Genomic DNA, 25,808 nt, shown 5'->3' with positions numbered 1-25,808 from the left:
AGTTATCCTGATTCGAAATAATAATGAATGGGTACTATGTATATCGGCGTACAGGGAAATAACTGAAGTCAGTCGTTCTGGCTGATAAATGCCTTACCGTTACCTACGGCTGTCGCCAGCAGGGTTTGCCCGGAGTGCATTTGTACGCGAAATGACTCTCTGAGGGTTGCATTGTCTAATGCTTTTCCGGTGGTATGAATCTCATAATCATCGCCTTTGGTCATCACATCAACTTTTTCACCTGTGTGGATCACCCATTGCTGGCGTAGTTCGCTGAAAGTCAGAGGATGATTTGGTTGTATCCATCGGGTTGGCGTTGCACCAATAATCTTCTGTGGATCGAGGATGAGATCGGCTGGAAGATGGTCGATATTCCCTCGCTGTGACTGGATATCATTCTGACTTACCGTTTGCCCTGGTGTAAGTTCATGTGCTGCCAGCCAGTATGTCGCCGTGGCACTTACAGAAACCTGGATGAATTTCTGATGTGTTCCACAAGAGGCAATAATGCTGTGATTACCGCTTAGTTTTTTTGAATTGCCAGGTAAACGTAATGCCGGGTTTCCACAAAGAGTTGCCAGTTGAGTGGTAGGGGTCAGGATCGTAATCTGTAATTGTGGCATTCCCTGACTATAGGGGGCCAACAGCAATGCGATACGCGACGACAGCGACTGACCGGTTGACTGTGATGCATGAGCCAGGATTGTCAGATTAAGATAAACGATCAGGAAAAGTAATAAAACGAGGGGTACACGTTTAAATAACATTTGTTATCGACCTTTCGTCAGAAAAACTTTCGACTTAAGACATGCACAATAATATATGCTGAGAAGCAATTTTTTTACTCGCTAATGTGATGCCGTAAAAGCGTTTGTTTGCAGGATAGACATTTCAAAATATATCAAAGTGTTTTTTGTATGCCATTTTGGGGAACAATCTGGTTAATTGACGTCATTGCTGTCGCATATTTGCGTTATGGTTTTTTAGACCACTCACCATAAAATGCACCGCAATATTGTTAATAAACAAGAAAGGTTTTATCTCATGCTGGATAAACTCGACAGTGAATTCCGGTTTCAGCAGCATGCGCTGAGTCTGCTGACGCAACGCCAGGGCATCCTTGCTTCTAATATCGCGAATGCTGATACACCAGGATATCTCGCACGGGATATCGATTTTTCGCAACAGTTAAAGGAAGCCGTTAACCGCAGTCAGGCGACTGACAATAATATGAGTCTGACAGTCACCTCTGAAAGACATATTGCTGACAGTACGCATTTAATGAGTGATCCGCGACTTCTTTATCGTATACCCGATCAGCCCAGCGCTGATGGTAATACCGTAGATATGGATCGTGAGCGTGTTAATTTTGCAGATAACTCAGTGAAATATCAGTCCAGTTTAACGTTTCTGACATCACAGATTAAAAACATGATGACGGTTGTTAGTCAGGGATAAATAAAATTATGTCACTTCTAAGTATTTTTGATATTTCCGGTTCAGCGATGGCCGCCCAGTCTCAGCGTCTGAATGTCAGCGCCAGTAATATGGCCAATGCCGACAGTATCGCCGGGCCGGACGGTAAACCGTATAAAGCCAAACAGGTCATTTTTAGCGTTGATCATGCTGCGGATCAGGAGATCGGCGGAGTGAAAGTCAGTGATGTGGTGGAAAGCGATGCGCCGGATCGTCTGGTCTATGACCCTGACAACCCTCAGTCAGATAACAAAGGCTATCTCCATATGCCGAATGTCGATGTGGTGGGCGAAATGGTTAATACCATCTCAGCTTCCCGCAGTTATCAGGCCAATGTCGACGTAATGAATACCGCTAAAACCATGATGCTCAAAACACTGACTTTGGGTCAGTAAGGAAATAGTAATGTCGGTTTTACCCGTCATGACACAACGCAGTTCTGCCGCAGCAAATAAAGCCAGTGAAGCAGCGACCAGTAATAGCGCGACCTCCGCCACCAATGGCAGCAGCGCCGAAGATATTATGAATAACTTTATGCAGTTGCTGGTTGCGCAAATGCAGAATCAGGACCCCACCAATCCGATGGATAACAACCAGCTTACGACCCAACTGGCGCAGTTTAATACGGCGGCGGGTGTACAGCAGTTGAATGGCACTGTGAATAGTGTCGGGATGCTGGTTACCAGTATGCAGCAGATGAACGCTGCCGAATGGGTAGGGCGCCAGGTATTGGTAGAAGGTGATACCACTGTTTCTACCGCACAGGGTGGCAATAATCAGTTTGCGCTCTCTGTTGATCAGGATGCGAGCGACGTCACTGTCACGCTGACTGATGATGCAGGAAATGCTTACACCGGAAAATTGAAAGATGTTAAAGCAGGCGTGCATGAATATACCCTGGACGATCTCAGTGATTTCGAGCCTTCCGATCCGCGCACAGTAAGCGATACGAATTTTACCGTTTCGTATTCCGCGACCAATCCGGACGGCAGCACTCCTGACATTGTGTCGCTGAAAAAATCAAAAGTAGACAGTGTTTCTTTCACCCAGACAGGGGCTGTTCTGCAGTTAGGTAATGATGAGACGGCCACTCTGGCCAATGTCTATCTCATTGAATAATCAATTTCACTATGTTGTTTTTCGGGAAATAAAATGAGTTTTTCACAAGGTCTTAGCGGGTTAAACGCCGCATCACAGGCGCTGGACGTCGTCGGCAACAATATTGCCAACTCGCAAACTGTCGGGTTTAAGTCCGGCTCTATTTCATTTGCCGATGTGTTTGCTGGTTCGCAAATCGGTATGGGCGTTCAGGTCGCTGGCGTTGATCAGAATTTCAGCGATGGTGTTCTTGGCGCTGGCGCCAGCCCGCTGGATATGGGTATTCAGGGTAACGGCTTCTTCCGTATGGAAACCGAAGCGGGAAAAATATTTTATAGCCGTAACGGTCAGTTTAAAACCGATGCCAATGGCTATATCGTGAACAGTCAGGGTATGCAACTGTGCGGTTATAAGGCCAGCGGTGAACCGCCAACTATCCCGGTCGGTTCACCGGTTGAGCCTCTGCAGATCCCAACGGGCGCGATGTCAGCAAAAGCCTCTAATTCAGGTAGCCTGAGCGGTAACCTGAATTCCGGCAGTAAAACAATTGACCAGAAACTTCATCCTTTCAGCATTACCGATAGTGCTTCTTATAACTACTCCACCCAGGTGAATGCGTATGACAGCCAGGGTAACGAGCACGAAATCAATGTTTATTTTGTAAAAACAGCCGATAACAAATGGTCCGTCTACTCTGATGATCACACCGCTCCGAGCGCTGCGGCACCGCAACAACTTGACATAACATTTGATTCCAGCGGAAAGCTCAACACGATCCCCGCTAATCTGAAAGTCGATGGTGCTTCATTTAATGGTGCCGCACCACTTAACTTCGATCTTAATTTAGACAATCTGTCACAACAAGCCTCCGATAACTCCATGGATAGCCCGGTAACTACAGGTTATGCGCCGGGTACGATGACCGGCTATGTTGTTGGCGATAACGGCCAGATTGTTGCTTCTTACAGCAACGGGCAGCAGCAGTTACTGGGCCAGGTTGTTCTGGCTAACTTCACCAACCCGGGCGGGCTGCAGGCAGCAGGGAACAACTGTTGGTCTGCGAGCCCGGAGTCCGGCCAGCCGGTCGTTGGTATTTCTGATACCGGGAACCTCGGCACGCTGCGCGGTAACGTACTGGAAGCTTCAAACGTGGATCTGAGTAAAGAGATGGTCAACATGATCGTCTATCAGCGCAACTATCAGTCCAACTCTCAGACCATCAAAACACAGTCTGAAGTCCTGCAAACGCTGGTTAACCTGGGTTAATGGCTTAAGACATGGATCACGCGATATATACCGCTATGGGGGCCGCAACGGCGGCTCTCGATCGCCAGGCCGTGGTGTCTGATAACCTGGCTAATGCCTCGACGCCGGGGTTTCGTGCACAGATTGCCGCTTATCGTGCCGTTCCGGTAGACGGCCCGTCAATGGCGACCCGCACGCTGGTGGCCGAATCGACTCCTGGTAGTGACTACTCCTCGGGAACAGTCGAAAAAACCGACCGCACGCTGGATGTGGCGCTGCCAAAAGAAGGATGGCTGGCAGTACAACTGCCCGATGGCACCGAAGGTTACACCAAAAACGGCAATATCCAGATGACGGCGGACGGGCAACTGCAAGTCCGTGGTCTGCCACTGATGGGCGATGGCGGTCCGCTGACCGTACCCACTCAGGCAAAGTTAACTATCGCGCCGGACGGCACTATTTCTGCGCTGGGCGCCGGTGAAGAACCATCCGCCGTGGCGCAAACCGGCCGCATCAAGATTGTTAATGCGAAGCCTGGCGAACTACAGCACGGCGATGACGGTGTATTCCATACCAGTGACGCCAGTTCGCTGGCGGCGGATACGAGTCTGCAGCTTATGCCGGGAATGCTGGAAGGCAGTAATGTCAGCCCCGTCAATTCAATGGTGAACATGATCACCACGGCACGCAGCTTTGAAATGAATATGAAGGTCATCACAACCGTTGATGACAATGAACGTAACGCTAATCAGTTATTGAGCGCCAGCTAATCACTGGTAAGGAGTAATAACGCATGATCCGTTCCCTGTGGATTGCAAAAACGGGCCTGGAAGCACAACAGACCAATATGGATGTCATATCCAACAACCTGGCTAACGTAAGCACCAATGGTTTTAAACGTCAGCGAGCTGTATTTGAAGATCTGTTGTACCAGACACTACGCCAGCCTGGCGCTCAGTCATCTGAACAAACCACTATTCCTTCCGGTTTACAGTTAGGAACAGGGGTAAGACCGGTAGCCACTGAGCGAATTCACAGCCAGGGTAGCCTGGCTCAGACCAACAACTCGAAAGATGTGGCCATTGAAGGGGATGGATTCCTGCAAGTTATGATGCCGGATGGCACCACGGCGTACACCCGAGATGGTTCATTCCAGCTTGATCAGAACGGTCAACTGGTGACTGCCAGCGGTTATCCGGTTCAACCGGCGATAAACGTACCGCAGGATGCGAAATCTATCACCATCGGCAACGACGGTATCGTCAGCGTCACCATTGCCGGGCAGGCGCAGCCGCAACAGGTTGGGCAGCTTACCCTGAGTACTTTTATCAATGATACCGGACTGGAAAGCATTGGTGAAAACCTGTACCGGGAGACGCAATCTTCCGGTGCACCGAATGAAACAACGCCTGGTCAGAATGGCGCAGGTACGCTGCGACAGGGCTACGTGGAAACGTCTAACGTCAACGTGGCCGAGGAACTGGTCAACATGATTCAGACTCAGCGTGCCTATGAGATTAACAGCAAAGCTGTCTCTACTTCGGACCAGATGCTGCAGCGTTTAACGCAGCTTTGATTTGTGCCTTTGAGCCGCAGGTGGTTTCGCGGCTTTTTTTTATTATGTGATCGTTATGACCTATCCGATAGATTCAGGCCGCTTACTGCGGCGTCTGTTAACGCATGTTGCCTTGGTGGCGCTCCTTTCAGGATGCGCGTATCTCCCTCATAAACCGTTGGTCGAAGGGGCAACATCTGTGACGCCGCAGATCCCGTATCAGCCTGCTAATAATGGCGCGATTTTTCAGCCTGGCAGCACGATGAATTATGGCTTTCAGCCGATGTTTGAAGATCGTCGCCCAAGAAATGTGGGTGATACGTTGACCATCGTGTTGCAGGAAAATGTCAGTGCCAGCAAAAGTTCGTCTGCCAATTCCTCTCATGGCGGCTCGACGGGACTTTCGTTCAAGACCATTCCGCACTTTATAGAAGGATTGTTTGGTGGCGATCGGGCTAATGCGGATATCAGCGGCAAAAATGAATTCTCGGGTAAAGGCGGTGCGGCTGCTCGAAATACTTTCAGCGGTACGCTCACCGTCACGGTCAGCGATGTCCTCGCCAACGGCAACCTGCGCGTGGTCGGAGAAAAGCAAATAGCGATAAACCAGGGTACTGAGTTTATCCGTTTCACCGGGGTGGTTAACCCACGGACGATCAGTGGTAGCAATACGGTGGTTTCCACGCAGGTTGCCGATGCGCGTATCGAATATGTTGGTAACGGTTACATCAACGAAGCCGAACAAATGGGCTGGTTACAGCGTCTGTTCCTGAATCTTTCTCCGTTCTAAAGGTGCCGGTGATGAATCGTTATTTTTGGCATAAATTTACCCGTCTGACCGGCCTTTTATTGTTAATTATGCTCTCCCTGTCGGTCAGGGCAGAGCGTATCCGCGATTTGGCGTCGTTGTCAGGTGTGCGTGGTAACTCTCTGATGGGGTACGGTCTGGTCGTTGGTCTGGATGGTACAGGCGACCAGACCATGCAAACACCGTTTACGACGCAGACGCTGAACAACATGCTTTCGCAGCTGGGGATCACCGTCCCGCCTGGTTCCAGTATGCAGTTGAAAAACGTTGCTGCAGTAATGGTAACGGCAGAGCTGCCGCCTTTTGCCCGAGCGGGTGAAAAATTTGATGTGGTTGTCTCTTCGATGGGGAACGCCAAAAGTTTGCGTGGCGGCACATTGCTGATGACGCCGCTGAAAGGCGCGGATAATCAGATTTATGCGCTGGCGCAGGGAAACTTGTTGGTTTCCGGTGCCGGTGCTCAGAGTCGTGGAAGCAGCGTACAGGTGAATCAGCTCAACGGCGCACGCATTACCGACGGCGCAACCGTTGAACGTGAAGTGCCGATGAATTATGCCAGCCAGAGTCCGTTAAAACTGCTGCTTAACGAGAGTGACTTCTCCCTTGCCCAGAAGATCAGTGACACCATTAATCGCCGTTTCTATTCCGCTGCGGTGGCTGAAGATGCGCGGACGGTAAAACTGTATGTGCCAAATGGCGCGGCTGCCAGAGTCCGTTTCCTGGCAGCGGTTATGGATTTGTCACTACAGGCTGGTTCCGGAGATGCTCGCGTCATTATCAATTCCCGTACCGGATCGGTGGTCATTAATCGTCATGTCACGCTTGATACCTGTGCTGTTGCCCAAGGCGATTTGAGTGTCGATATCTCTCATACCAACCAGGTGAGCCAACCGAACACGCCATTGGCTGGCGGACAGACGGTGGTTGTGCCGGAGTCTCAAGTCTCTGTTCGTGAACAGGGCGGCTCTCTGCAACGTGTCAGCACCAGTGCCGATTTAAGCCACGTCGTACGTGCGCTGAACAGTCTTGGCGCAACGCCTAATGATTTGATGGCGATCCTGCAAGCAATGGATGATGCCGGTTGCCTGCACGCACGTCTGGAGATTAATTAATGAACAGCTTGTCAATGATATCTAATGGTGCCGCATTTGATGAACATAGCCTTGACGGGCTTAAGCGGGACGTAAAAAGTAATTCGGCAAACGGTCTGAGAGTGGCGGCACAACAGCTCGAAGGGTTGTTTGTACAGATGATGCTGAAAAGTATGCGCGACGCCTCGTTGGGAAGTGGGGCGATGGATTCACAACAGTCTGCGATGTTTACTTCGATGTTCGATCAGCAAATTTCGCAGAATATCGCGCAAACGGGGAGACTGGGATTTGCGGATCAGATAGTCGCCCAGATGGGCGGTGGTCTTCATCCGCATACCGCCACTTCTCAGCCTTTTGTTCCGTCTACGTCGCATTTTAATGCGGCTCTGCCTCATTCACCGGCGCACCCTTTCTCGCTATCGCAATTAGTGCCTCGTGCCGTTCGGAATTTGCCCGAAACGGCGATGCGAGAAGGGGGAAGTTTTATTTCGCGCTTGCTGCAACCCGCTTTGGCCGTGGCCCGTAAAAGTGGCATCCCGCATCAGCTTATTATTGCGCAGGCTGCGCTCGAATCAGGCTGGGGAAATCGTGAAATCCCCACGCAAAGCGGCAAACCCAGCCATAACCTGTTTGGCATAAAAGCCGCATCTGACTGGCACGGTGAAACGACGGAAATTACCACCACAGAATATAAAAATGGCGTGGCCAATAAAACCAAAGCGCGATTTAAGGTTTATCCCTCTTATGCGGAGGCGCTGGAGGACTATGCTTCATTACTGGTTAATAACCCGCGTTACCGCCATGTCTGCAATGCCGTAAAACCAGAGGCGGCGGCAAAAGCGCTTCAGTCAGCCGGTTATGCAACCGATCCTTCATATGCACATAAATTAATTAATATTATTCATCAGGTTAAAGGTCAGTCTGATCAAGTTGTGAACGCCTATACCACGGACCTTTCATCAATATTTTAAATACGGCCTTTAGGGAATTTCACTCAGGCCGATTTATTAATAAAGCAGCGTTTTTTATAACCTAAAGATTTCAATCAGCGTCTACATGGCGGGTACTTTATGAATTTATTATATCTGGCTCAGAATGGATTAAGTGCGGCGCAGTGTGCCCTTAACGTGGTCGGAAACAACCTGACGAATGCCGTAACGGTAGGGTATAGCCGTCAAAATATCCTGTTTGGGGAAGCGGGCGGTCAGTCTACTAATTATGGTTTTTTTGGCTATGGTGTCGCCGTGGATGACGTTCAGCGTATGTATGATGGGTTCCTGAATAACCAGGTACGTGGCGCAACAACAGAGTTTAGCACCATGCAGGGCCGCTATCAGCAGGTCAGCCAGATAGATGACATGTTAGGAGATGACACTAATAACATCTCTACGACGCTTGGCAATATGTTTACGGCGATGGAAGGGGTCAGTAAAAACCCGACCGATCCGGCTGCGCGCCAGGGCGTATTGTCGCAATTTGATGCCCTTGCTAATCAGTTTCGTACCGACAGCAAGACCCTGAACGGCCTTGATAAAAATACCAACACGCAAATCAGCCAAAGCGTTGACGATATCAACTCTTGTACTACTCAGTTAGCAAAACTGAATGCGGAGATCGAGAAGATTCATGGTCAGACGGGCGGAATGCCTTCCGATTTGCTCGATAAACGCGATCAACTGCTAAGTAAACTGAGTACGCAGATCGGCATTAACGTCACGGAAAATAAAGAAACGGGCAGTGTAAATGTCTCAATGCAAAATGGCATGTCACTGGTCAATGACAGCAAGTCCTGCAATTTAAAAGTTATCCCGTCAGATAAAAATCCTACTCAGATGAAAGTTGCTTACATTGATGCAACCGGTAATCCCCAGCCGCTGGATGAAGATGCCACAACCGGTAATCTCGGCGGTTTGTTTAAATTCCGTAATACCGATCTGGTGGATGCCCGTAATCAGCTTAATCAGTTAGCGCTGAAAATGGCGTCGAAATTCAACGAGGTCAATAAAGCTGGCTTTGATCATAACGGTAATGCCGGCGGTGATATTTTCAGTCTCAGTGCTCCGCAGGCAACAGGTTATAACTCTAATAGCGGCGGTGCTTCCCTGGGGGTGACCATAGATAACGCCTCAGCGGTTAACGCCGAGGATTATACCATCACCTGGAATGGTACTTCTAATGCCTGGGAAGTTAAAAACAGCGAAGGCAAAGCCGTTACGACAACCGCCGGACCTGGTGGTTCGCTTTCCTTTGATGGCATCACCGTAACGCCGACAGGAACACCCAATAATGGTGACAGCTTCACGCTGAATCCTGTCTCTGGCGCAGCAGATAGCATCAAGGTAGCGATTACCGATGGTGATGGGATTGCAGCCTCCAGTTCGGCTGATCCGACAGACGTGAACAACAACGAAAATATTAAGAATCTGATTGGCCTTAAGGATGAAAATATTGTCGGTGATATGACCCTGACCGGCGCTTATGCCAACTTGGTAAGCTCTGTGGGATCGACGGTCAGCACCCTTCAGGCAGAACAGGATACCGCCGGAAAAGCCTGTGACCAGTGGGCAATGCAACAGCAGGCGGTTTCCGGGGTGGATATGAATGAGGAATACGTCAATTTACAGATGTTTTCTCAATATTATCAGGCCAATGCCGAAGTGCTTAAAACAGCTAACAGTCTTTTTGACACACTGTTAAGCCTTAAATAATACGTAACTGACAATATTATATTTGAGATAATCGCTATGCGCCTTAGCACCAGTTTTATGTATCAGCGTCAGTTAGACAGTATGTCTAAAGCCATGACCAATTATAACGATCTCTCCGTGCGCCTTTCTGCTGGTCAGACCCTGTTAAAACCGTCTGACGATCCGGGTCAGGCATCTCAGGCGGTGATGTATCAAAATGCGCTTTCACGTCTGGGTGAGTTTGATACTGCAAGAAAATATGCTCAGGATGCCCTCGGGCAGGAAGATAACACGCTGACGTCTATATCCAGCTTACTGACCGAAGACCTCTCCGGAAAAATTGTTCAGGCGGGATCTGAAACGTACAGCAAAGCAGACCGCGAAGCGCTGGCGACAGAGTTATCCGGGATCCGCAGCCGTTTGCTCGACCTGGCGAACAGCAAAAACAGTGACGGACAGTACATTTTTGCGGGCTATAAAACAGGTGCAGCACCGTTTAAAGTCGATGGTAGCTACGTTGGCGGTACGACGGCAATGACGCAGAATGTGTCCGACAGTACGGAAATGCAGGTCGGTACGACAGGTGATGCGCTTTTCCCGACTGATGCGGGAACGGGGGATAATATCCTGCAATCCCTACAGAAAACCATTGATGCGTTAAATAATCTGCCAGAAAACCCGACCAGCGCTGATCGTCAAACGTTTGAAGCGACAATTGGGCAAACCAATACTGATGTACATAAAGCCATTGATAACCTGGGAAAAATCCAGGCGCGTGTAGGCTCAAGTCTGCAACAGCTGGAAACGCTGGGAAGCAGTGCTGATACTCAGGCGATTACCGTACAGAGTCGACTGCAGGAATCAACCGGTTCTGACTGGGACACCATGATCAGCGTATTATCTGAATCGAAAATGTCTGAGTTTGCTTTAAATTCATCCATGAGCGTTTTTCAGGCAATGCAGCAGCTTTCTATATTCAAAACGCTTGGGTAAATATTTAACCCAGACCTGATTCAGGGAAGGGTAAATATAGCTATTATTAGGGTAATCATTTACCAGTAGGGTATTTTTTACTTTGGTTAAGAAATCATGTTAAAACACTTTAATATTTCGACCTGGATGAATATCCTGCTGGGTATGTTCATCTTATTTCTCGTGTTGGTATCCGGTTTGAGTTATGTGAACTCAAATAACGCATCAAGGAATTTTGACAGAGCTATCTTATCTCTGGATAAAAATGAATCTCTGATGATGGCGGCTATCTATACGCTTGACAGTTTCAGCGGAATTAATTCGCTGATGATGCATAATATTACCAAACAAGAAATTACTCAGGATGAAATAGATACTTATCGTGATGTGTTAAATAAATCACGTAAGCTAATCAGCCAGTTTATGGATAAGCCGTTCACCACCCAGGAAGAACATAACCGGGCGCTGGTTGTCAAAAAAAGCTTTGAGGATGCTCTGGACAGAGAAACCAATAAAATGGGATTCATCACGCATCCGGAAGATTATCCAGGCAATATCGTTGCTGACGATATGGATGTGCAACATGCGCTACGCACCAGTATTGACGCTTATCTGGACGAAGCCGCCCGTGTTACCAGCAAATTTAATGTCGAGTCAGACATAGAAACGCAAAGAATAACCACCATCTCGGTGATCACGCTATTGCTGGGCTTTGTAATATTTTTAATTTCGCGGATCTGGTTGAAACGCAATCTTTTTCAACGACTTGATATGGCAAAAGAGGCGTTCAGGGCAATCGCCAGCGGCGATCTGAGCCATCAGACAAAAATTGGTAATCTGAATGAAATCGGCTTAATGCTGGCTGAAGTTGAAAAAATGCGTTTGTCGCTGACGGAAACGGTTAATGGCATCCGTGGCGGCGTGAAGCAGATTTACCATAATGTTCATGAAATTGCTAATAGTAACAATGACTTGTCATCACGTACGGAAGAACAGGCTTCTGCACTTCAGCAAACTGCTGCCAGTATGGAAGAGCTAAAAATCACCGTTCGTCAGAACGCCGATAACGCCCACAGCGCCAGACAACTTGCAGAGAGCGCCAGCATTAGCGCACGCAACGGCGGTGATGTGATGAGTAATCTTGACGGAATTATGCGTGAAATATCAGATAGTTCTCGTCAGATTGCAGATATCAACGGCGTTATCGACAGCATTGCTAATCAGACCAATATTCTGGCGTTGAACGCGGCAGTAGAAGCGGCGCGTGCAGGTGAACAGGGGCGCGGGTTTGCCGTTGTTGCCGGTGAAGTTCGCAACCTGGCTAAACGTAGCGCAGATGCAGCAAAAGAGATTCGTTTACTGATTAATACCTGTGTCGCCAACATGAATACCGGTTCTCAGGAAATGGTTGTCGCCGGGGAATCGATGAAGGAGATCGTCAGATCTGTCATTCAGGTTACTGATATCATGGCAGAAATAACCTCAGCTTCTGATGAGCAAAGTATCGGCATAAGCCAGATTGCGCAGGCAATCAATGAAATGGATCTGGTTACGCAACAAAATGCGGCGATGGTAGAGCAGGCCGCTAAAACCACCAGTGATGTCGAAACGAATGCCGGGGAACTGGATAATATGGTTTCTTCTTTTGTTGTCGAAGAAGAAAAAGATAAACGTTCCTGGAATGTTAAAAAACAAACCAGAAAACATGTATTACCTGATGTATCGAAAAAAACACCAATTCAGTCAGATGATGAGTGGGAATCGTTCTAAATTAAAATAATAACAAGATACATATCAGGATAATTATTAGGTATATAAAAATGAATTTACTTTTGATTATTGAAGTTCTGATATGTTTCACTTTAATCGCTTTTATCAGGCTATGTGATTGCCCGGGAATGTCGAATAATAAGCCTTCATTGTAATAATACGGAATATGGTAAAGTGAAGGGGTTATATAATCTGGCTGTAACATATAATAAGAGTAATTTATGGGCGCAATTTGGCGGATTGGTACGCCACGAAGCCCTTAAATTGCAAGCTCGACTCCCTGCCGGGGTTGAACTGGATGACCTGATGCAGGCAGGTGCAATAGCAGTGATGAACGCAGTCGATCAGTTTGATCCCAGTATGGGGGTGAAACTGAAAGTTTTTCTGGCGCAGCGTGTTCGCTGGGCATTCATTGATGAACTGCGTGAAAATGACTGGGCGCCGCGCCGCATACGGCGAAAATCGCGTGAAGTTAGCGCTGCGATAGCTCGCGTGGAACAGCGAACCGGCAATGCAGCGACAGAACAAGAAGTCGCAGCCGAACTGGAAATGTCGCTGCAGGATTACCAGACTGTTTTACAGGAAACAAATTCAAGCCTGATATGTTCGCTTGATGAGCTGATGGAAGATGGGGGTGAAGGGTTTGAACTTTCTGAATGTCAAACTGACGAGGAAAATCCTCTGAATGATATTCTGCGTAAAGATCTTATGCAGAAAATTAGCGAAGAAATTCAGCTGTTACCAGAGCGTGAGCAGTTTCTATTAAACCTGTATTATCAGCAGGATCTTAATATGAAAGAGATTGGCCTCTTGTTATCTGTTACAGAAACACGCATCAGCCAATTACACAGTCAGATAATCAAAAGATTAAGAGCAAGGCTTGAAATGCATGCAGATATTAATCTGCAATAACTAGATGTCCTGAGGTTGGTCATTCAGTTACAGATATTATTATCTAATATGTGATTGTCGTACCTCCTGTACAGATATGCAACCATGAGCATTCGCCTATCGTGATTTTATTACCACGATAGAGATTTCTCATTGTCGTTGTTTGCGCTGTCGTCGGGATGTTCGGTAGTTTTTCATCGTAGTGAACATCTCTGTCAGCCTTTTTTATACCAGGCATGACCGATGGTAAGGAGCGAACATGCTTGTTTTATTGGGATATTTTGTAGTTTTTTTGACTGTGTTTGGTGGTTATGTCCTCGCCGGAGGATATCTGATGTCATTATATCAGCCTACCGAATTTGTGATTATCGCTGGCGCAGGTCTGGGTGCATTTATCGTTGGTAATAATGGCAAGGCTATTCGTTCAACTATCAAAACATTTCCTGTCTTATTCCGGGCTAAGGCACTTTATTCAAAAGAAATGTACATGGATTTACTGGCCATGATGTTTTTACTGCTAAGTAAAGGACGTCAAAAAGGGTTAATGTCACTGGAGAATGATATTGAAGATCCTGAAAGCAGTGATATTTTTTCTTCTTATCCCCGCTTATTGAAAGATAAAAGCGTGATGAATTTTATGGTTGATTACCTGCGACTGATGATCAGTGGCAGTATGAACGCCTTTGAAATGGAATCTTTAATGGATGAGGAAATTGAAACCTGCGAAATGGAATATGAAACAACGGTTCACAGTTTGCAGACTGCAGGTGATGCTTTACCGGCATTCGGTATTGTGGCGGCCGTTATGGGGGTCGTAAACGCCCTTAGCGCAGTAGACAAACCCGCCGCTGAACTTGGTGCTTTGATAGCCCATGCGATGGTGGGAACCTTTTTAGGGATCCTGTTGGCCTATGGTTTGGTGCTTCCGCTGGCGTCTCTGTTACGGCAGAAAAGTGCCGAGCAAATAAAAATGCTTCAGTGTATTAAAACCACGTTGCTGTCATGTATTCATGGTTCTGCGCCGCAAATTGCGGTTGAGTTCGGTCGAAAAACCCTCTTTACCAGCGAACGTCCGGGCTTTGCCGAGCTTGAGGAACATGTTCGCCAGGCGAAATATTCGGCCAATAATTCTTCCACAGGTGAGGCCCCATGAAGAACAACGGGACCGGCAACATTATTGTTGTAAGACGCTCAGGTAATAAAAAAGAAGGTTTACATGGTGGTTCGTGGAAAATCGCTTATGCCGATTTTATGACTGCCATGATGTCCTTTTTTCTGGTTATGTGGCTGGTTTCTTCCTCAACGCCAGAACAGCGTCATCAGCTTGCTGAGTATTTTAAAATACCTATCGGCGTACCTATGGCCGAACATGGCGACAAAAGTAGTCAGAGCCAAAGTGTTATTCCTGGCGGTGGCGAGGATGTTGTTCATCAGGATGGGGAAGTTCAGAAAGCTGTTTTGCAAAAGCAGGAAGATCATTTCTATTCGGGAAATAAAACGCTGAAGCATGCAGAGTCAAAGCTGCAAGGCATCATGAAGACGGACACCCGTCTGAACAAATTCCGTTCAAATTTACGCTTATCGTTGACCCCGAATGGACTGTTGATACAGATAACGGACAGCCAGGAACGCCCGATGTTTAAAGTCGGTAGCTGGACACCGGAAACTTATATGGTCGGAATTCTGGAGGCATTAGTGCCTGTTCTGAACCAATTACCGAATCACATAATGGTAACCGGACATACTGATTCGTTGCCTTATGCTGGCGGTGAAGCTGGCTATAGCAACTGGGAACTTTCCGTTGATCGTGCTAACGCGGCGAGAAGGATACTTATTAATCATGGTCTGGAAGTTGGCAAATTCTTACAGGTTATCGGTGATGCTGACAGTATGAATCAGACCGGTACAGCGAAAGACGATCCCGTCAACCGTCGCATCAGTATCCTCGTGCTGAGTGAAGAGAAAGAACAAGAAATTATGAACGAGGATAAGTTGCTTAACAGTGATGTGACAGAACAAAAAACCTTTGCGCCATCTAGTACATCTGATATTGCGCCATCCAGCAACCCTGGCACCGCTAACCCGCCGTTACACCCCGCGTCCGAAATTCCTGTTCAGGAGAAGACGAAATAAGATGGATATCAGCGATTTTTATCAGACTTTCTTTGATGAAGCCGATGAGCTATTGGCAGATATGGAAGGGCATTTGCTTGAGCTTAATCCGCGAACGCCTGATAAGGAAAGCCTGAACGCTATCTTCCGGGCCGCTCATTCGATTAAAGGCGGCGCGGGGACATTTGGTTTTACCATATTGCAGGAAACAACGCATATTCTGGAAAATATTCTGGATGATGCCCGCAGCGGAAAACTCCAGCTCAATGAAGGCATCATTAATCTTTTTTTAGAAAGTAAGGATATTATGCAGGATCAACTTGATGCATATAAATCTTCCCGCTCGCCGGATGAGGACAGCTACCGGTATATTTGCGAGGCACTGAGACAGATGGCCCTGGAATCCAGGGAGGGCACTGTTAATAACAACACTCAGTCCGAGCCGATAAAAGAAAGTAAAAAAGATACAGGAACGGGAGAAGATATTTTAAAGATTACCCTCAGGGATCTGGGAGAAAAGGATTTCGAACCTCTTGTTGAGGAACTTAAAAATCTTGGCGAGTTGCAGGATCTTAAAATTGAGAAAAGCAGCCTGCAGGCTCGTATGCTTACCACTACCGCTGCGGATGATATTCTGGCGGTATTATGTTTTATTCTGGAACCAGAACAAATCACAATTGATGTTTGTGATGACGATTTTGTAGAAAATACCTGTCCGGATACAGGCGGTGTTGCGGGAGAAACAAACGATAGTGGATTTTCTGCAACAGCCAGTTCCCCGACTGGCGCTGCGCCAGCAAGAAAACTGCGTGGTGCCAGCGAATCCCGTAAACAAGGTACTGAATCCGGTAGTATTCGTGTCGCCGTAGAAAAAGTAGATCAGATAATTAACCAGGTCGGTGAACTTATTATCACCCAGACCATGCTTACACAGTTATCTGCGGGGCTGGATCCTGCTCAGTACGATTCGCTGATTAACAGTATTGCGCAACTCGAACGTAATGCACGGGATTTGCAGGCATCGGTGATGTCGATCCGTATGATGCCGATGGAATATGTCTTCAGCCGTTTTCCGCGTTTAGTTCATGATCTTGCTAATAAATTAAATAAACAGGTAGAACTGACGCTGTGGGGCGGTTCTGCTGAACTGGATAAAAGTTTAATCGAACGCATTATCGACCCTCTTACACATCTGGTACGTAATAGTCTGGATCACGGTATTGAGCCGATTGATGTCAGGCTCGCTAATGGTAAACCTGCTACCGGTAGCCTGACGCTATCGGCAGAGCACCACGGCGGTAATATTGTTATCGAAGTCGTGGATGATGGCGCCGGCCTCAACAGAGAAAAAATCCTTAATCGCGCTCATGCGCAGGGCGTCGCTATTAGTGATAACCCCAGCGATGAAGAAGTCTGGATGCTCATTTTTGCAGCGGGTTTCTCCACCGCAGAGAAAGTTACCGATGTCTCCGGTCGTGGCGTTGGTATGGATGTCGTGAAACGAAACATTCAGGATATGGGCGGCCATGTGACAATCCATTCAGAGCAGGGGCGTGGAACCACTATCCGGATAATATTACCTCTGACGCTGGCAATTCTGGACGGTATGTCTGTACGCGTTGGGTCAGAAATTTATGTTCTTCCGCTTGGCGCAGTGATGGAATCGCTGATGTTACTGGAAATGCCGTTAAACAGAATGTCCGGCGGTGAGCTGGTATTGAAAGTCAGAGAGGAATATCTGGCCCTCATAGAGCTGAATAATCTTTTCGGTATCCAGAGTGATTTACAGAGTGTAAATGAAGGTATTGCGGTCGTCGTGCAAAGTGCTGGCGTTCGTTATGCGCTACTGGTTGATCAACTGATTGGTCAGCATCAGGTTGTCGTCAAAAATCTCGAACAAAACTATCGTAAGGTGCCGGGAATTGCTGCTGCCACTATTCTGGGGGACGGCAGCGTAGCTATGATCCTGGATGTTGCTGCGCTTTATTCCAGAACAGCAATGACGCCTGCAATAGTGGATTCCGGCAAGGTTCTCAATTAAGGAATACATTATGAAACTCACAGATAACGATAAGCAGTCGGCAAAAGAAAATGTCGGTAATGAATATTTAATTTTTACTCTTGGACAAGAAGAGTATGGGATCGAGATATTAAAGGTTCAGGAAATTCGCGGCTATGAACGTGTTACACGCATTGCGAATACCCCTGATTTTATTGCCGGTGTGACAAACCTTCGCGGCGTTATTGTACCTGTAGTTGACTTTCGCGTTAAATTTCATCTCGACACTGTCGCATTTGATGAAAACACAGTCGTTATCGTGTTAAGTTTTTCTAATAAAATAGTTGGGATAGTGGTCGATGGTGTCTCTGATGTGCTCTCCTTGTCACCCGAACAAATTCGCCCGGCACCTGATTTTAGTGGCGCAAAATTAGCTACGGATTACTTGCTTGGCTTAGGTACGCTTGATTCCAGAATGCTTATTCTCGTAGATATTGAAAAATTGCTTAACAGTGAAGAAATGCAATTGGTTGAGCGTACAGCAGAAATATCAGTTGACTAAAATGTTGCTTTAGTAATTTTTATGCTTACAGGTCAGGTGCATAATGATTTTTTCATCAAAAATCAGCGAGAAGCTCAGGTTTTTACCTGACTCATTATCTCTAAAAACAACTTTTATTATTGCCGTTTCTTTTGTTGTTTTGCTCTTCACTATGTCAAATATTATAACATTATATCATTTTATTGAGATTAAGAATAACGTTTTCAGGCTAACGACAGGTTTAGATCAGATCAATAAATTGTCAAAGACACGGCAAGCGCTTGAACTTGTCTTTGAAGAATGGGATTACCGTGACAATAGTAAATCCATGCATAACATGGAATCTGCTAAAAATTATTTCCATGAGTATCTGAATGTAATTTCTGATGATGCTAAAGTTGGTTCGAAATCCACTCAGGCAGTCAGTAATGCTTTTGCAAATGTTGAAAAGGCGTTTAGTTCGGGTCGACTGAGTGAAGTGCAAAAAGAGGTCGATAATTTTGTTATTCAGGAAAATGCTCTGGATGATTATGTCTATAAATATGATGAGCCTGAAGCTAAGGATATTATTAACTGTCTGTTAACTGACTCTTATTATGTTAGTATATTCTCTTTCGGTTTTTGGATAATATTATCGGCTGTTGGCTGGCTATGGTTAAAAAATAAAGTATTCTCACGATTTGAATACATTAAAGAATGCTTTTCTTTAATTTCTAATGGTGAACTTAACCATACCTTAGAGATCGGTCAGAAAAACGAAATTGGCGAAGTTATTGAGCAACTGGATACTATGCGGCTCAATTTAAGCGAAATCCTTACAACGTTTAAAAGTTCAATTGAATTAATCAGTGACAGTACTGATGAAATGGCGCATGGCAACAGCGACCTGTCAACTCGTACAGAGGAGCAGGCGGGGGCATTACAGCTTACGGCTGCCAATATGGAAGAGATTAGTACGACAGTCGCGCATAATGCTGACAACGCAAAAAAAGCGAATGAATTTGCCAGCGCGGCAAATACGACGGCACAGGAAGGGCTGACGGCGGCGCAGGCGGTTACGGAAACCATCCGTACTATTGAGCAAAGTGTTAAAAAGATATCGGAAATTAACAAAGTTGTGGATGACATCGCTCGCCAGACATATATCCTGGCGCTTAATGCTGCTGTTGAAGCGGCAAGAGCCGGAGATCATGGACGTGGATTTGCTGTCGTTGCCAGTGAAGTACGGCATCTGGCTCAAAACAGCGCCAGTGCGGCAAAAGAAATCAATGAATTGATAACCACAGCCGTTGAACATGTTAATACAGGCAATGCGCTGGCTTCCAATGCGGGTAAGACGATTAATGAAATGGTAGATGCCATTTATGATGTCAACAGCATTATGAATGATATCTCACAGGCGTCTGAAGAGCAGAGCAAGGGAATTCAGCAGGTTGCGTATGCACTGACTGAAATGGATAACGTGACGCAGCGTAATAGCATATTGGTCGGCGAATCGGAAACCATCGCACTGAGTCTGCATGATCAGGTCAGACAATTACAGGAAATGATCGCCTTCTTTAAATTACCGATTAATGATCTTTGATTATCCCCGATGCACATCAGATATAGCACCCTACCAGGGTGTTATATCTGCCATCGTTGTCGATAACTACGATTACTATTCCTGTTTTTCTCGTTACTACTCCTGGTTTGGACTGGTTAATTTTTAGTAGTAGGCTTAATCTATTTATATAGGATTAATATAAATGCCTTTATATTAGCCAGGGTAAACACCTGAGTTAATCTCATTAAATATCTTAAGTTAGTTTCTTTTTGCTACAGATTTAACTTATTTTATGGTTAATAATATGGAAACAGATGCAACAATTGAAGAGGGTGTTAATATCAGCATATAACAAGCCGTTTTTTGGAGCTAATTTTATGCAGCAACCTGTCGTTCGAGTGGGCGAATGGTTAGTCAGTCCCGATGTTAATCAAATCAGCTGCAACGGGCGGCGGACAACACTCGAACCGCGATTAATCGATCTTCTGGTTTTTCTTGCTCATCACCCCGGAGAGGTGCTTACGCGCGATGAGTTGATTGACCATGTGTGGAAGCGTAATATCGTTACCAGCCACGTTGTAACACAATCTATTTCTGAATTACGCAAGTCATTAAAAAATGGCGATGATGATGAAAATAATGAATATATCGTTACTATCCCCAAGCGTGGATATAAACTCACCGCGCCGGTAATATGGTGTGCTGAAGAAATGGAATTGACGCCTGAACAATCCGATATTATGTCTGATACTCCGCCACCGACCAATGCCCCCACCATTACCGCACCTCAATTAACGGATGATCAGCCGCGTAAATATCATCATTTCCGTGTTGTTATCGTTTGGGCTATATTTTTACTAGCCGTGCTCAGTTGTGTATTTATGGTTGCAAAAACAGCAATTAAATCTAATTTAACGACGACCAATACTCAGCTTCTGCTGAATCCACTTGATATTGATATACACCTCGTTAATGGAAATGCATGTAATAACTGGAATTTACAGCTTTTTTATGCCGTTGGCTTAGGAAGCCTGGTGACATCCACGCTTAACACATTTTCTAATTATATGGTGCATGACAAAATAAACTACAGCGGCCATGTTTCGGGGAATTCAGGGAAAACGTTAACGCTGGAGTTTCTCAATCAACGTCACTATCGCGCACAGCAATGTTTTATGTCTGTCCGCCTGGTCGATCATGCGAACGGCGAGGTTATGCTGGATAAACGTTACTTCATTACGGGGTCTAATGAGGTTGCGATCCAGAATGATTTACTGAGCAATTTATCATCGGCGCTTTCGCTATCCTGGTCAGACAAAATGACGGAAATGATGAGCCATTATCAACCCATTAAAAGTCAGTCTCTGGCACATTTTTTTGAAGCACATCAGTTGTTAATGCAGGGGGATGCTGCATCGCTAAACAAAGCCAGTGAAATCCTCGAAGACGTGGCGAAACAGTCCCCGGAATTTACCTATGTTAATGCTGAAAAAGCATTGATCGATATTTTTCGCCATACGCAGCAGTTGCTTGATGACAAACAGCTTAAAACGTTATATGCCTCGATGGAGAAAATTCGTAACAGCCCAGGGATCAAGGATTCAGCGATTTACTATCAGATTAAAACTGTCGATTTGTTAGATCGTGGCAACGTGGAGGAGGCGTATCAGGCAATTAATCTTGGTATCAGAAATGAGCTCTCCTGGCTAAACTATATCCTGCTGGGAAAAGTCTACGAAATGAAAGGCGAAAACCGTCTTGCTGCTGATGCCTATATTACCGCATTTAATTTTCGTCCTGGTGAAAACACGCTGTACTGGATTAAAAACGGAATATTCCAGACATCACTAAACCGCATCGTACCCTACCTTGAAAATTATTCTTCAGTAGAATAAATGAAGCCTTATCATATTTTTTCTTAAATAATATGATAAGGCGTTTTTTTCATGTCATCAGTCACCGTATTTATATTTTACGTAATCCATCATAAGTCAGATGAACTACGGTTTTATTCTTAAGAAAGTTGCTTTAATTGGTTGATAATCAACAAGATTTATCTTTTCATGATAACCGTAGATAATCCAGATAACCTTTATGTATCTCTAAAAAACATCATTTATATATCGTTTATTGTTTATTCATTTTATCTTTAGGACTTCATTCTCCTGAATTAGTACTCTTTTCTGTAGTCGGCCAGTCTTCAGCGTTGTTTACATGTTGACTAGTGCCTTGAATATTAAATCCAGGAGATTGAAAATATGAGTTCTGCCAAACAGATCGGGCTATTTGCCTGCACTGGCGTGGTAGCCGGTAATATGATGGGCAGCGGGATTGCATTATTACCCGCGAATCTTGCCAGCATTGGTGGTATTGCTATCTGGGGATGGATTATCTCTATTATTGGCGCGATGTCGCTGGCCTATGTTTATGCCCGCCTGGCGACCAAAAACCCGCAACAAGGTGGTCCAATTGCTTATGCAGGGGAAATATCTCCGGCATTCGGTTTCCAGACCGGTGTTCTTTATTACCATGCGAACTGGATCGGTAACCTTGCTATTGGTATTACCGCAGTCTCTTATCTTTCTACTTTCTTCCCTGTATTAAATAGCCCAATTCCAGCCGGCATTGCCTGTATTGCTATCGTCTGGATCTTTACGTTCGTCAACATGCTTGGCGGTACCTGGGTGAGTCGTTTGACGACGATTGGCCTGATACTGGTTCTGATTCCTGTCGCATTGACTGCTGTTATTGGCTGGCACTGGTTTGATCTGGCGACTTACCAGGCGAACTGGAACACCTCCGGTACGACTGACAGCCGCGCTGTGATTAACAGTATTCTGCTCTGCCTGTGGGCTTTCGTTGGCGTTGAATCTGCTGCGGTGAGCAGCGGCATGGTGAAGAATCCAAAACGCACCGTTCCGCTGGCAACCATGCTGGGCACGGCAATGGCCGGTATCGTTTATATTGCCGCAACCCAGGTGCTTTCCGGGATGTTCCCTGCCGACCGTATGGCTGCTTCTGGTGCTCCGTTCGCCGTTAGCGCCGCGACGATGTTTGGCGGTTGGGCCGCACCGGTGGTTTCTGCTTTTACCGCTTTCGCCTGTCTGACTTCCCTCGGTTCCTGGATGATGCTGGTTGGCCAGGCGGGTGTCCGTGCGGCAAACGACGGCAACTTCCCGAAAGTTTATGGTGATGTTGACAGTAATAACATCCCTAAAAAAGGCCTGCTGCTTGCAGCTGTGAAAATGACAGCCCTGATGGTGTTGATCACGGTGATGAACTCTACCGGTGGTAAAGCTTCTGACCTGTTTGGCGTGCTAACCGGGATCGCCGTGCTGTTAACCATGCTTCCTTACTTCTACTCCTGTGTTGATCTGATTCGTTTCGAAGGCGTCAACCTGCGCAACTGCGCCAGCCTGGTTTGTTCAGTGCTGGGTTGTGTCTTCTGCTTCATCGCTCTGTCAGGCGCCACGTCCTTCGAGCTGACCGGTACATTTATCGTCAGCCTGATAATCCTGATGTTTTACGGTCGTAAATTGCACCAGCGCGAACATGCTGCTGACGACGTTAGCAGCGTAGACACCCACTAATTCCCTTCGTTTCTCTGCGTTCCTCTCGTTCTCCCACAACGAGACGGGAGGAGCCAGCTCTATCAGGAGATATAAATATGAACGTTATCGCGATAATGAATCAGATGGGTGTTTACTTTAAAGAAGAGCCTATCCGTGAATTGCATTGCGCCCTTGAAAAACGAGGCTTCCACGTTGTCTATCCAAACGACCGCGAAGATCTGCTGAAGCTGATTGAAAATAATGCTCAACTTTGCGGCGTGATCTTCGACTGGGATAAGTACAATCTTGCGCTGTGCGAAGAAATCAGCGCCATGAATGAGTACATGCCACTGTATGCGTTTGCAAATACTCACTCTACCCTGGATGTCAGCCTTAACGAGCTGCGTATGCAGGTGCGTTTCTTCGAATACGCGCTGGGCGCGGCGGAAGATATCGCCTTAAAAATCAAGCAAAATACTGACGAATATATCGATACCATTCTGCCGCCACTGACCAAAGCCCTGTTCAAATATGTTCGTGAAGGTAAGTACACATTCTGTACCCCTGGTCATATGAGCGGTACGGCATTCCTGAAAAGCCCGGTCGGTAGCATTTTCTATGACTTCTTTGGTGCAAACACCATGAAGTCAGACATCTCCATCTCGGTATCTGAGCTGGGATCTCTGCTGGATCACTCTGGTCCGCACAAAGAAGCGGAAGAGTATATTGCTCGCGTGTTCAACGCTGAACGCAGCTATATGGTCACCAACGGTACGTCAACCGCTAACAAAATCGTCGGCATGTATTCCGCTCCGGCGGGCAGTACTGTGCTGATTGACCGTAACTGCCACAAATCGCTGACCCATCTGATGATGATGAGCGATATTACGCCGATCTACTTCCGCCCGACCCGTAATGCTTACGGTATTTTAGGCGGTATTCCGCAGAGCGAATTTCAGCATGAAACCATCGCCAAACGCGTGCAAGAAACTCCGAATGCCACCTGGCCTGTACATGCTGTTATTACCAACTCGACTTATGACGGCCTGCTGTACAACACCGATTACATCAAGAAAACGCTGGACGTAAAATCCATCCACTTTGATTCCGCCTGGGTGCCTTACACCAATTTCTCGCCAATTTACAAAGGTAAATGCGGGATGAGCGGTGGTCGTGTTGAAGGTAAAGTGATTTACGAAACTCAGTCTACGCATAAATTGCTCGCGGCGTTTTCTCAGGCATCCATGATCCATGTGAAAGGGGATGTCAACGAAGAGACGTTCAGCGAAGCCTATATGATGCACACCACGACTTCACCGCATTACGGTATTGTTGCATCGACTGAAACTGCTGCGGCAATGATGAAAGGAAATGCCGGTAAGCGTCTGATTGATGGCTCTATTAATCGTGCAATCAGGTTCCGTAAAGAGATTAAACGCTTAAAAGGTGAATCAGAAGGTTGGTTCTTTGATGTCTGGCAGCCAGAGCAGATTGACCAGGTTGAATGCTGGCCGCTCAATTCTGACAACGGCTGGCATGGTTTCCAGAACATTGACAACGAGCATATGTATCTGGACCCGATCAAAGTCACTCTGCTGACGCCGGGTATGACGAAAGACGGCACGATGGACGATTTCGGTATTCCAGCAAGCATTGTGGCGAAATACCTTGATGAACACGGCATTATTGTTGAGAAAACCGGTCCTTATAACCTGCTCTTCCTTTTCAGCATTGGTATCGATAAAACCAAAGCTCTGAGCCTGTTGCGTGGCCTGACCGAGTTCAAACGCGCCTTTGATTTAAACCTGCGTGTGAAAAACATGCTGCCGTCACTGTATCAGGAAGATCCTGAATTCTATGAAGACATGCGTATTCAGGAACTGGCGCAGAACATTCATAAACTGATTTCTCACCATAATTTGCCGGATCTGATGTATCGCGCGTTCGAAGTTCTGCCTGAAATGGTGGTAACGCCGTATCGTGCATTCCAGAAAGAACTGCATAGCGAAGTAGAAGAAGTTTATCTGGATGACATGGTCGGTCGCGTTAACGCCAATATGATCCTGCCGTATCCTCCGGGTGTACCGTTGGTGATGCCTGGCGAAATGATCACCGCTGAAAGCCGTCCGGTACTGGAGTTCCTGCAGATGCTGTGTGAAATTGGCGCGCATTATCCGGGCTTTGAAACCGATATTCATGGTGCGTATCGTCAGGCCGATGGCCGTTATACCGTGAAAGTACTTAAGTAATTAAAGTAGTAAATTGATATAACAGTTTATTTCCTTCTGTCTTATATCGATCTATTGGAAGGGGCCGGTGAATACATGCTGTCGTTCACCGGCTTTATTTTTGCCCGCTGCTTACTCCTCTTTTAGCCATATTATCAATACCTCCTGGCCGCTAAACTAAGGCCAAATCCTGATGGTTTTCTCTTACGCTGAGTGTCAGTATGTGATAGTGCACATA

22 protein-coding genes are annotated in these 25,808 nt (G+C 46.5%); 21 read left to right on the top strand and 1 reads right to left on the bottom strand.

What is annotated here, in order from left to right; all coding sequences use genetic code 11:
* Positions 1 to 68: 68 nt before the first annotated feature.
* The gene (gene flgA / locus FEK42_RS14935) at positions 69 to 767 is read right to left on the bottom strand and encodes a flagellar basal body P-ring formation chaperone FlgA (protein ID WP_135491835.1); all 699 of its coding nucleotides are present in this window, start codon (positions 765 to 767) and stop codon (positions 69 to 71) included.
* A 277-nt stretch (positions 768 to 1,044) separates the two neighbouring features.
* Between flgA and flgB the strand changes: the two genes are divergently transcribed.
* From flgB to cadA, 21 genes are all read left to right on the top strand, one after another.
* On the top strand, positions 1,045 to 1,458 hold the full coding sequence (gene flgB, locus FEK42_RS14930; protein WP_135491842.1) for a flagellar basal body rod protein FlgB: 414 nt from the start codon (positions 1,045 to 1,047) through the stop codon (positions 1,456 to 1,458).
* An 8-nt stretch (positions 1,459 to 1,466) separates the two neighbouring features.
* Complete coding sequence (flgC, locus tag FEK42_RS14925) at positions 1,467 to 1,871, top strand: flagellar basal body rod protein FlgC (protein WP_130209545.1); 405 nt, start codon at positions 1,467 to 1,469, stop codon at positions 1,869 to 1,871.
* A gap of 10 nt (positions 1,872 to 1,881) precedes the next feature.
* Positions 1,882 to 2,595: a flagellar hook capping FlgD N-terminal domain-containing protein gene (locus tag FEK42_RS14920; protein WP_135491834.1), complete on the top strand. Its 714-nt coding sequence runs from the start codon at positions 1,882 to 1,884 to the stop codon at positions 2,593 to 2,595.
* A gap of 33 nt (positions 2,596 to 2,628) precedes the next feature.
* On the top strand, positions 2,629 to 3,840 hold the full coding sequence (gene flgE, locus FEK42_RS14915; RefSeq protein WP_135491833.1) for a flagellar hook protein FlgE: 1,212 nt from the start codon (positions 2,629 to 2,631) through the stop codon (positions 3,838 to 3,840).
* An 11-nt stretch (positions 3,841 to 3,851) separates the two neighbouring features.
* On the top strand, positions 3,852 to 4,589 hold the full coding sequence (locus FEK42_RS14910; RefSeq protein ID WP_135491832.1) for a flagellar basal body rod protein FlgF: 738 nt from the start codon (positions 3,852 to 3,854) through the stop codon (positions 4,587 to 4,589).
* A gap of 23 nt (positions 4,590 to 4,612) precedes the next feature.
* Positions 4,613 to 5,395, top strand: a complete 783-nt coding sequence (gene flgG / locus FEK42_RS14905; protein WP_135491831.1) for a flagellar basal-body rod protein FlgG — start codon at positions 4,613 to 4,615, stop codon at positions 5,393 to 5,395.
* A 55-nt stretch (positions 5,396 to 5,450) separates the two neighbouring features.
* On the top strand, positions 5,451 to 6,164 hold the full coding sequence (locus FEK42_RS14900) for a flagellar basal body L-ring protein FlgH (RefSeq protein WP_135495492.1): 714 nt from the start codon (positions 5,451 to 5,453) through the stop codon (positions 6,162 to 6,164).
* A gap of 68 nt (positions 6,165 to 6,232) precedes the next feature.
* Positions 6,233 to 7,294 carry a flagellar basal body P-ring protein FlgI gene (locus tag FEK42_RS14895; RefSeq protein ID WP_276606382.1) on the top strand — a complete coding sequence of 354 codons (1,062 nt, stop codon included), beginning with the start codon at positions 6,233 to 6,235 and terminating at the stop codon, positions 7,292 to 7,294.
* The gene (flgJ, locus tag FEK42_RS14890) at positions 7,294 to 8,244 is read left to right on the top strand and encodes a flagellar assembly peptidoglycan hydrolase FlgJ (protein ID WP_135491829.1); all 951 of its coding nucleotides are present in this window, start codon (positions 7,294 to 7,296) and stop codon (positions 8,242 to 8,244) included. The genes FEK42_RS14895 and flgJ overlap by 1 nt, the downstream gene beginning before the upstream one ends.
* 99 nt (positions 8,245 to 8,343) lie before the next feature.
* On the top strand, positions 8,344 to 9,981 hold the full coding sequence (gene flgK / locus FEK42_RS14885) for a flagellar hook-associated protein FlgK (RefSeq protein ID WP_135491828.1): 1,638 nt from the start codon (positions 8,344 to 8,346) through the stop codon (positions 9,979 to 9,981).
* Between the two features lie 36 nt (positions 9,982 to 10,017).
* Entirely contained in the window at positions 10,018 to 10,953 is a 936-nt protein-coding gene (gene flgL, locus FEK42_RS14880) for a flagellar hook-associated protein FlgL (RefSeq protein ID WP_135491827.1), read from the top strand.
* Positions 10,954 to 11,049: 96 nt separating this feature from the next.
* Positions 11,050 to 12,702 (top strand): methyl-accepting chemotaxis protein, encoded by a 1,653-nt coding sequence (locus FEK42_RS23210; RefSeq protein ID WP_135491826.1) that lies wholly within the window; start codon positions 11,050 to 11,052, stop codon positions 12,700 to 12,702.
* Between the two features lie 174 nt (positions 12,703 to 12,876).
* Positions 12,877 to 13,614, top strand: a complete 738-nt coding sequence (locus tag FEK42_RS14870; RefSeq protein WP_135495491.1) for an RNA polymerase sigma factor FliA — start codon at positions 12,877 to 12,879, stop codon at positions 13,612 to 13,614.
* 238 nt (positions 13,615 to 13,852) lie between these two features.
* Positions 13,853 to 14,746: a flagellar motor stator protein MotA gene (motA, locus tag FEK42_RS14865; RefSeq protein ID WP_135491825.1), complete on the top strand. Its 894-nt coding sequence runs from the start codon at positions 13,853 to 13,855 to the stop codon at positions 14,744 to 14,746.
* A complete protein-coding gene (motB, locus tag FEK42_RS14860) occupies positions 14,743 to 15,726 on the top strand; it encodes a flagellar motor protein MotB (RefSeq protein WP_135495490.1) in 984 nt (327 codons plus the stop codon). Before motA ends, motB begins: the two co-directional genes overlap by 4 nt.
* Before the next feature lies 1 nt (position 15,727).
* The gene (cheA, locus tag FEK42_RS14855; protein ID WP_138211878.1) at positions 15,728 to 17,746 is read left to right on the top strand and encodes a chemotaxis protein CheA; all 2,019 of its coding nucleotides are present in this window, start codon (positions 15,728 to 15,730) and stop codon (positions 17,744 to 17,746) included.
* Positions 17,747 to 17,756: 10 nt separating this feature from the next.
* On the top strand, positions 17,757 to 18,266 hold the full coding sequence (locus tag FEK42_RS14850) for a chemotaxis protein CheW (protein WP_130209517.1): 510 nt from the start codon (positions 17,757 to 17,759) through the stop codon (positions 18,264 to 18,266).
* A gap of 43 nt (positions 18,267 to 18,309) precedes the next feature.
* Positions 18,310 to 19,830: a methyl-accepting chemotaxis protein gene (locus tag FEK42_RS14845; RefSeq protein ID WP_130260440.1), complete on the top strand. Its 1,521-nt coding sequence runs from the start codon at positions 18,310 to 18,312 to the stop codon at positions 19,828 to 19,830.
* Between the two features lie 338 nt (positions 19,831 to 20,168).
* A complete protein-coding gene (cadC, locus tag FEK42_RS14840) occupies positions 20,169 to 21,686 on the top strand; it encodes a lysine decarboxylation/transport transcriptional activator CadC (RefSeq protein ID WP_135491841.1) in 1,518 nt (505 codons plus the stop codon).
* A 363-nt stretch (positions 21,687 to 22,049) separates the two neighbouring features.
* Positions 22,050 to 23,381 carry a cadaverine/lysine antiporter gene (gene cadB / locus FEK42_RS14835; protein ID WP_130209513.1) on the top strand — a complete coding sequence of 444 codons (1,332 nt, stop codon included), beginning with the start codon at positions 22,050 to 22,052 and terminating at the stop codon, positions 23,379 to 23,381.
* Between the two features lie 77 nt (positions 23,382 to 23,458).
* Positions 23,459 to 25,591 (top strand): lysine decarboxylase CadA, encoded by a 2,133-nt coding sequence (cadA, locus tag FEK42_RS14830; protein ID WP_130209511.1) that lies wholly within the window; start codon positions 23,459 to 23,461, stop codon positions 25,589 to 25,591.
* Positions 25,592 to 25,808: the final 217 nt, after the last annotated feature.

The sequence above is a fragment of the Escherichia sp. E2748 genome (genome assembly GCF_005781125.1).
Lineage (GTDB): Bacteria > Pseudomonadota > Gammaproteobacteria > Enterobacterales > Enterobacteriaceae > Escherichia.
This window is presented reverse-complemented; position numbering and strand designations above follow the sequence as displayed.

Bases quoted from the DNA above. Each gene is read 5' to 3' on its own strand.
- flgA (WP_135491835.1), bottom strand. From the start codon at position 767: ATGTTATTTAAACGTGTACCCCTCGTTTTATTACTTTTCCTGATCGTT.
- flgB (WP_135491842.1), top strand. From the start codon at position 1,045: ATGCTGGATAAACTCGACAGTGAATTCCGGTTTCAGCAGCATGCGCTG.
- flgC (WP_130209545.1), top strand. From the start codon at position 1,467: ATGTCACTTCTAAGTATTTTTGATATTTCCGGTTCAGCGATGGCCGCC.
- FEK42_RS14920 (WP_135491834.1), top strand. From the start codon at position 1,882: ATGTCGGTTTTACCCGTCATGACACAACGCAGTTCTGCCGCAGCAAAT.
- flgE (WP_135491833.1), top strand. From the start codon at position 2,629: ATGAGTTTTTCACAAGGTCTTAGCGGGTTAAACGCCGCATCACAGGCG.
- FEK42_RS14910 (WP_135491832.1), top strand. From the start codon at position 3,852: ATGGATCACGCGATATATACCGCTATGGGGGCCGCAACGGCGGCTCTC.
- flgG (WP_135491831.1), top strand. From the start codon at position 4,613: ATGATCCGTTCCCTGTGGATTGCAAAAACGGGCCTGGAAGCACAACAG.
- FEK42_RS14900 (WP_135495492.1), top strand. From the start codon at position 5,451: ATGACCTATCCGATAGATTCAGGCCGCTTACTGCGGCGTCTGTTAACG.
- FEK42_RS14895 (WP_276606382.1), top strand. From the start codon at position 6,233: ATGCTCTCCCTGTCGGTCAGGGCAGAGCGTATCCGCGATTTGGCGTCG.
- flgJ (WP_135491829.1), top strand. From the start codon at position 7,294: ATGAACAGCTTGTCAATGATATCTAATGGTGCCGCATTTGATGAACAT.
- flgK (WP_135491828.1), top strand. From the start codon at position 8,344: ATGAATTTATTATATCTGGCTCAGAATGGATTAAGTGCGGCGCAGTGT.
- flgL (WP_135491827.1), top strand. From the start codon at position 10,018: ATGCGCCTTAGCACCAGTTTTATGTATCAGCGTCAGTTAGACAGTATG.
- FEK42_RS23210 (WP_135491826.1), top strand. From the start codon at position 11,050: ATGTTAAAACACTTTAATATTTCGACCTGGATGAATATCCTGCTGGGT.
- motA (WP_135491825.1), top strand. From the start codon at position 13,853: ATGCTTGTTTTATTGGGATATTTTGTAGTTTTTTTGACTGTGTTTGGT.
- motB (WP_135495490.1), top strand. From the start codon at position 14,743: ATGAAGAACAACGGGACCGGCAACATTATTGTTGTAAGACGCTCAGGT.
- cheA (WP_138211878.1), top strand. From the start codon at position 15,728: ATGGATATCAGCGATTTTTATCAGACTTTCTTTGATGAAGCCGATGAG.
- FEK42_RS14850 (WP_130209517.1), top strand. From the start codon at position 17,757: ATGAAACTCACAGATAACGATAAGCAGTCGGCAAAAGAAAATGTCGGT.
- FEK42_RS14845 (WP_130260440.1), top strand. From the start codon at position 18,310: ATGATTTTTTCATCAAAAATCAGCGAGAAGCTCAGGTTTTTACCTGAC.
- cadC (WP_135491841.1), top strand. From the start codon at position 20,169: ATGCAGCAACCTGTCGTTCGAGTGGGCGAATGGTTAGTCAGTCCCGAT.
- cadB (WP_130209513.1), top strand. From the start codon at position 22,050: ATGAGTTCTGCCAAACAGATCGGGCTATTTGCCTGCACTGGCGTGGTA.
- cadA (WP_130209511.1), top strand. From the start codon at position 23,459: ATGAACGTTATCGCGATAATGAATCAGATGGGTGTTTACTTTAAAGAA.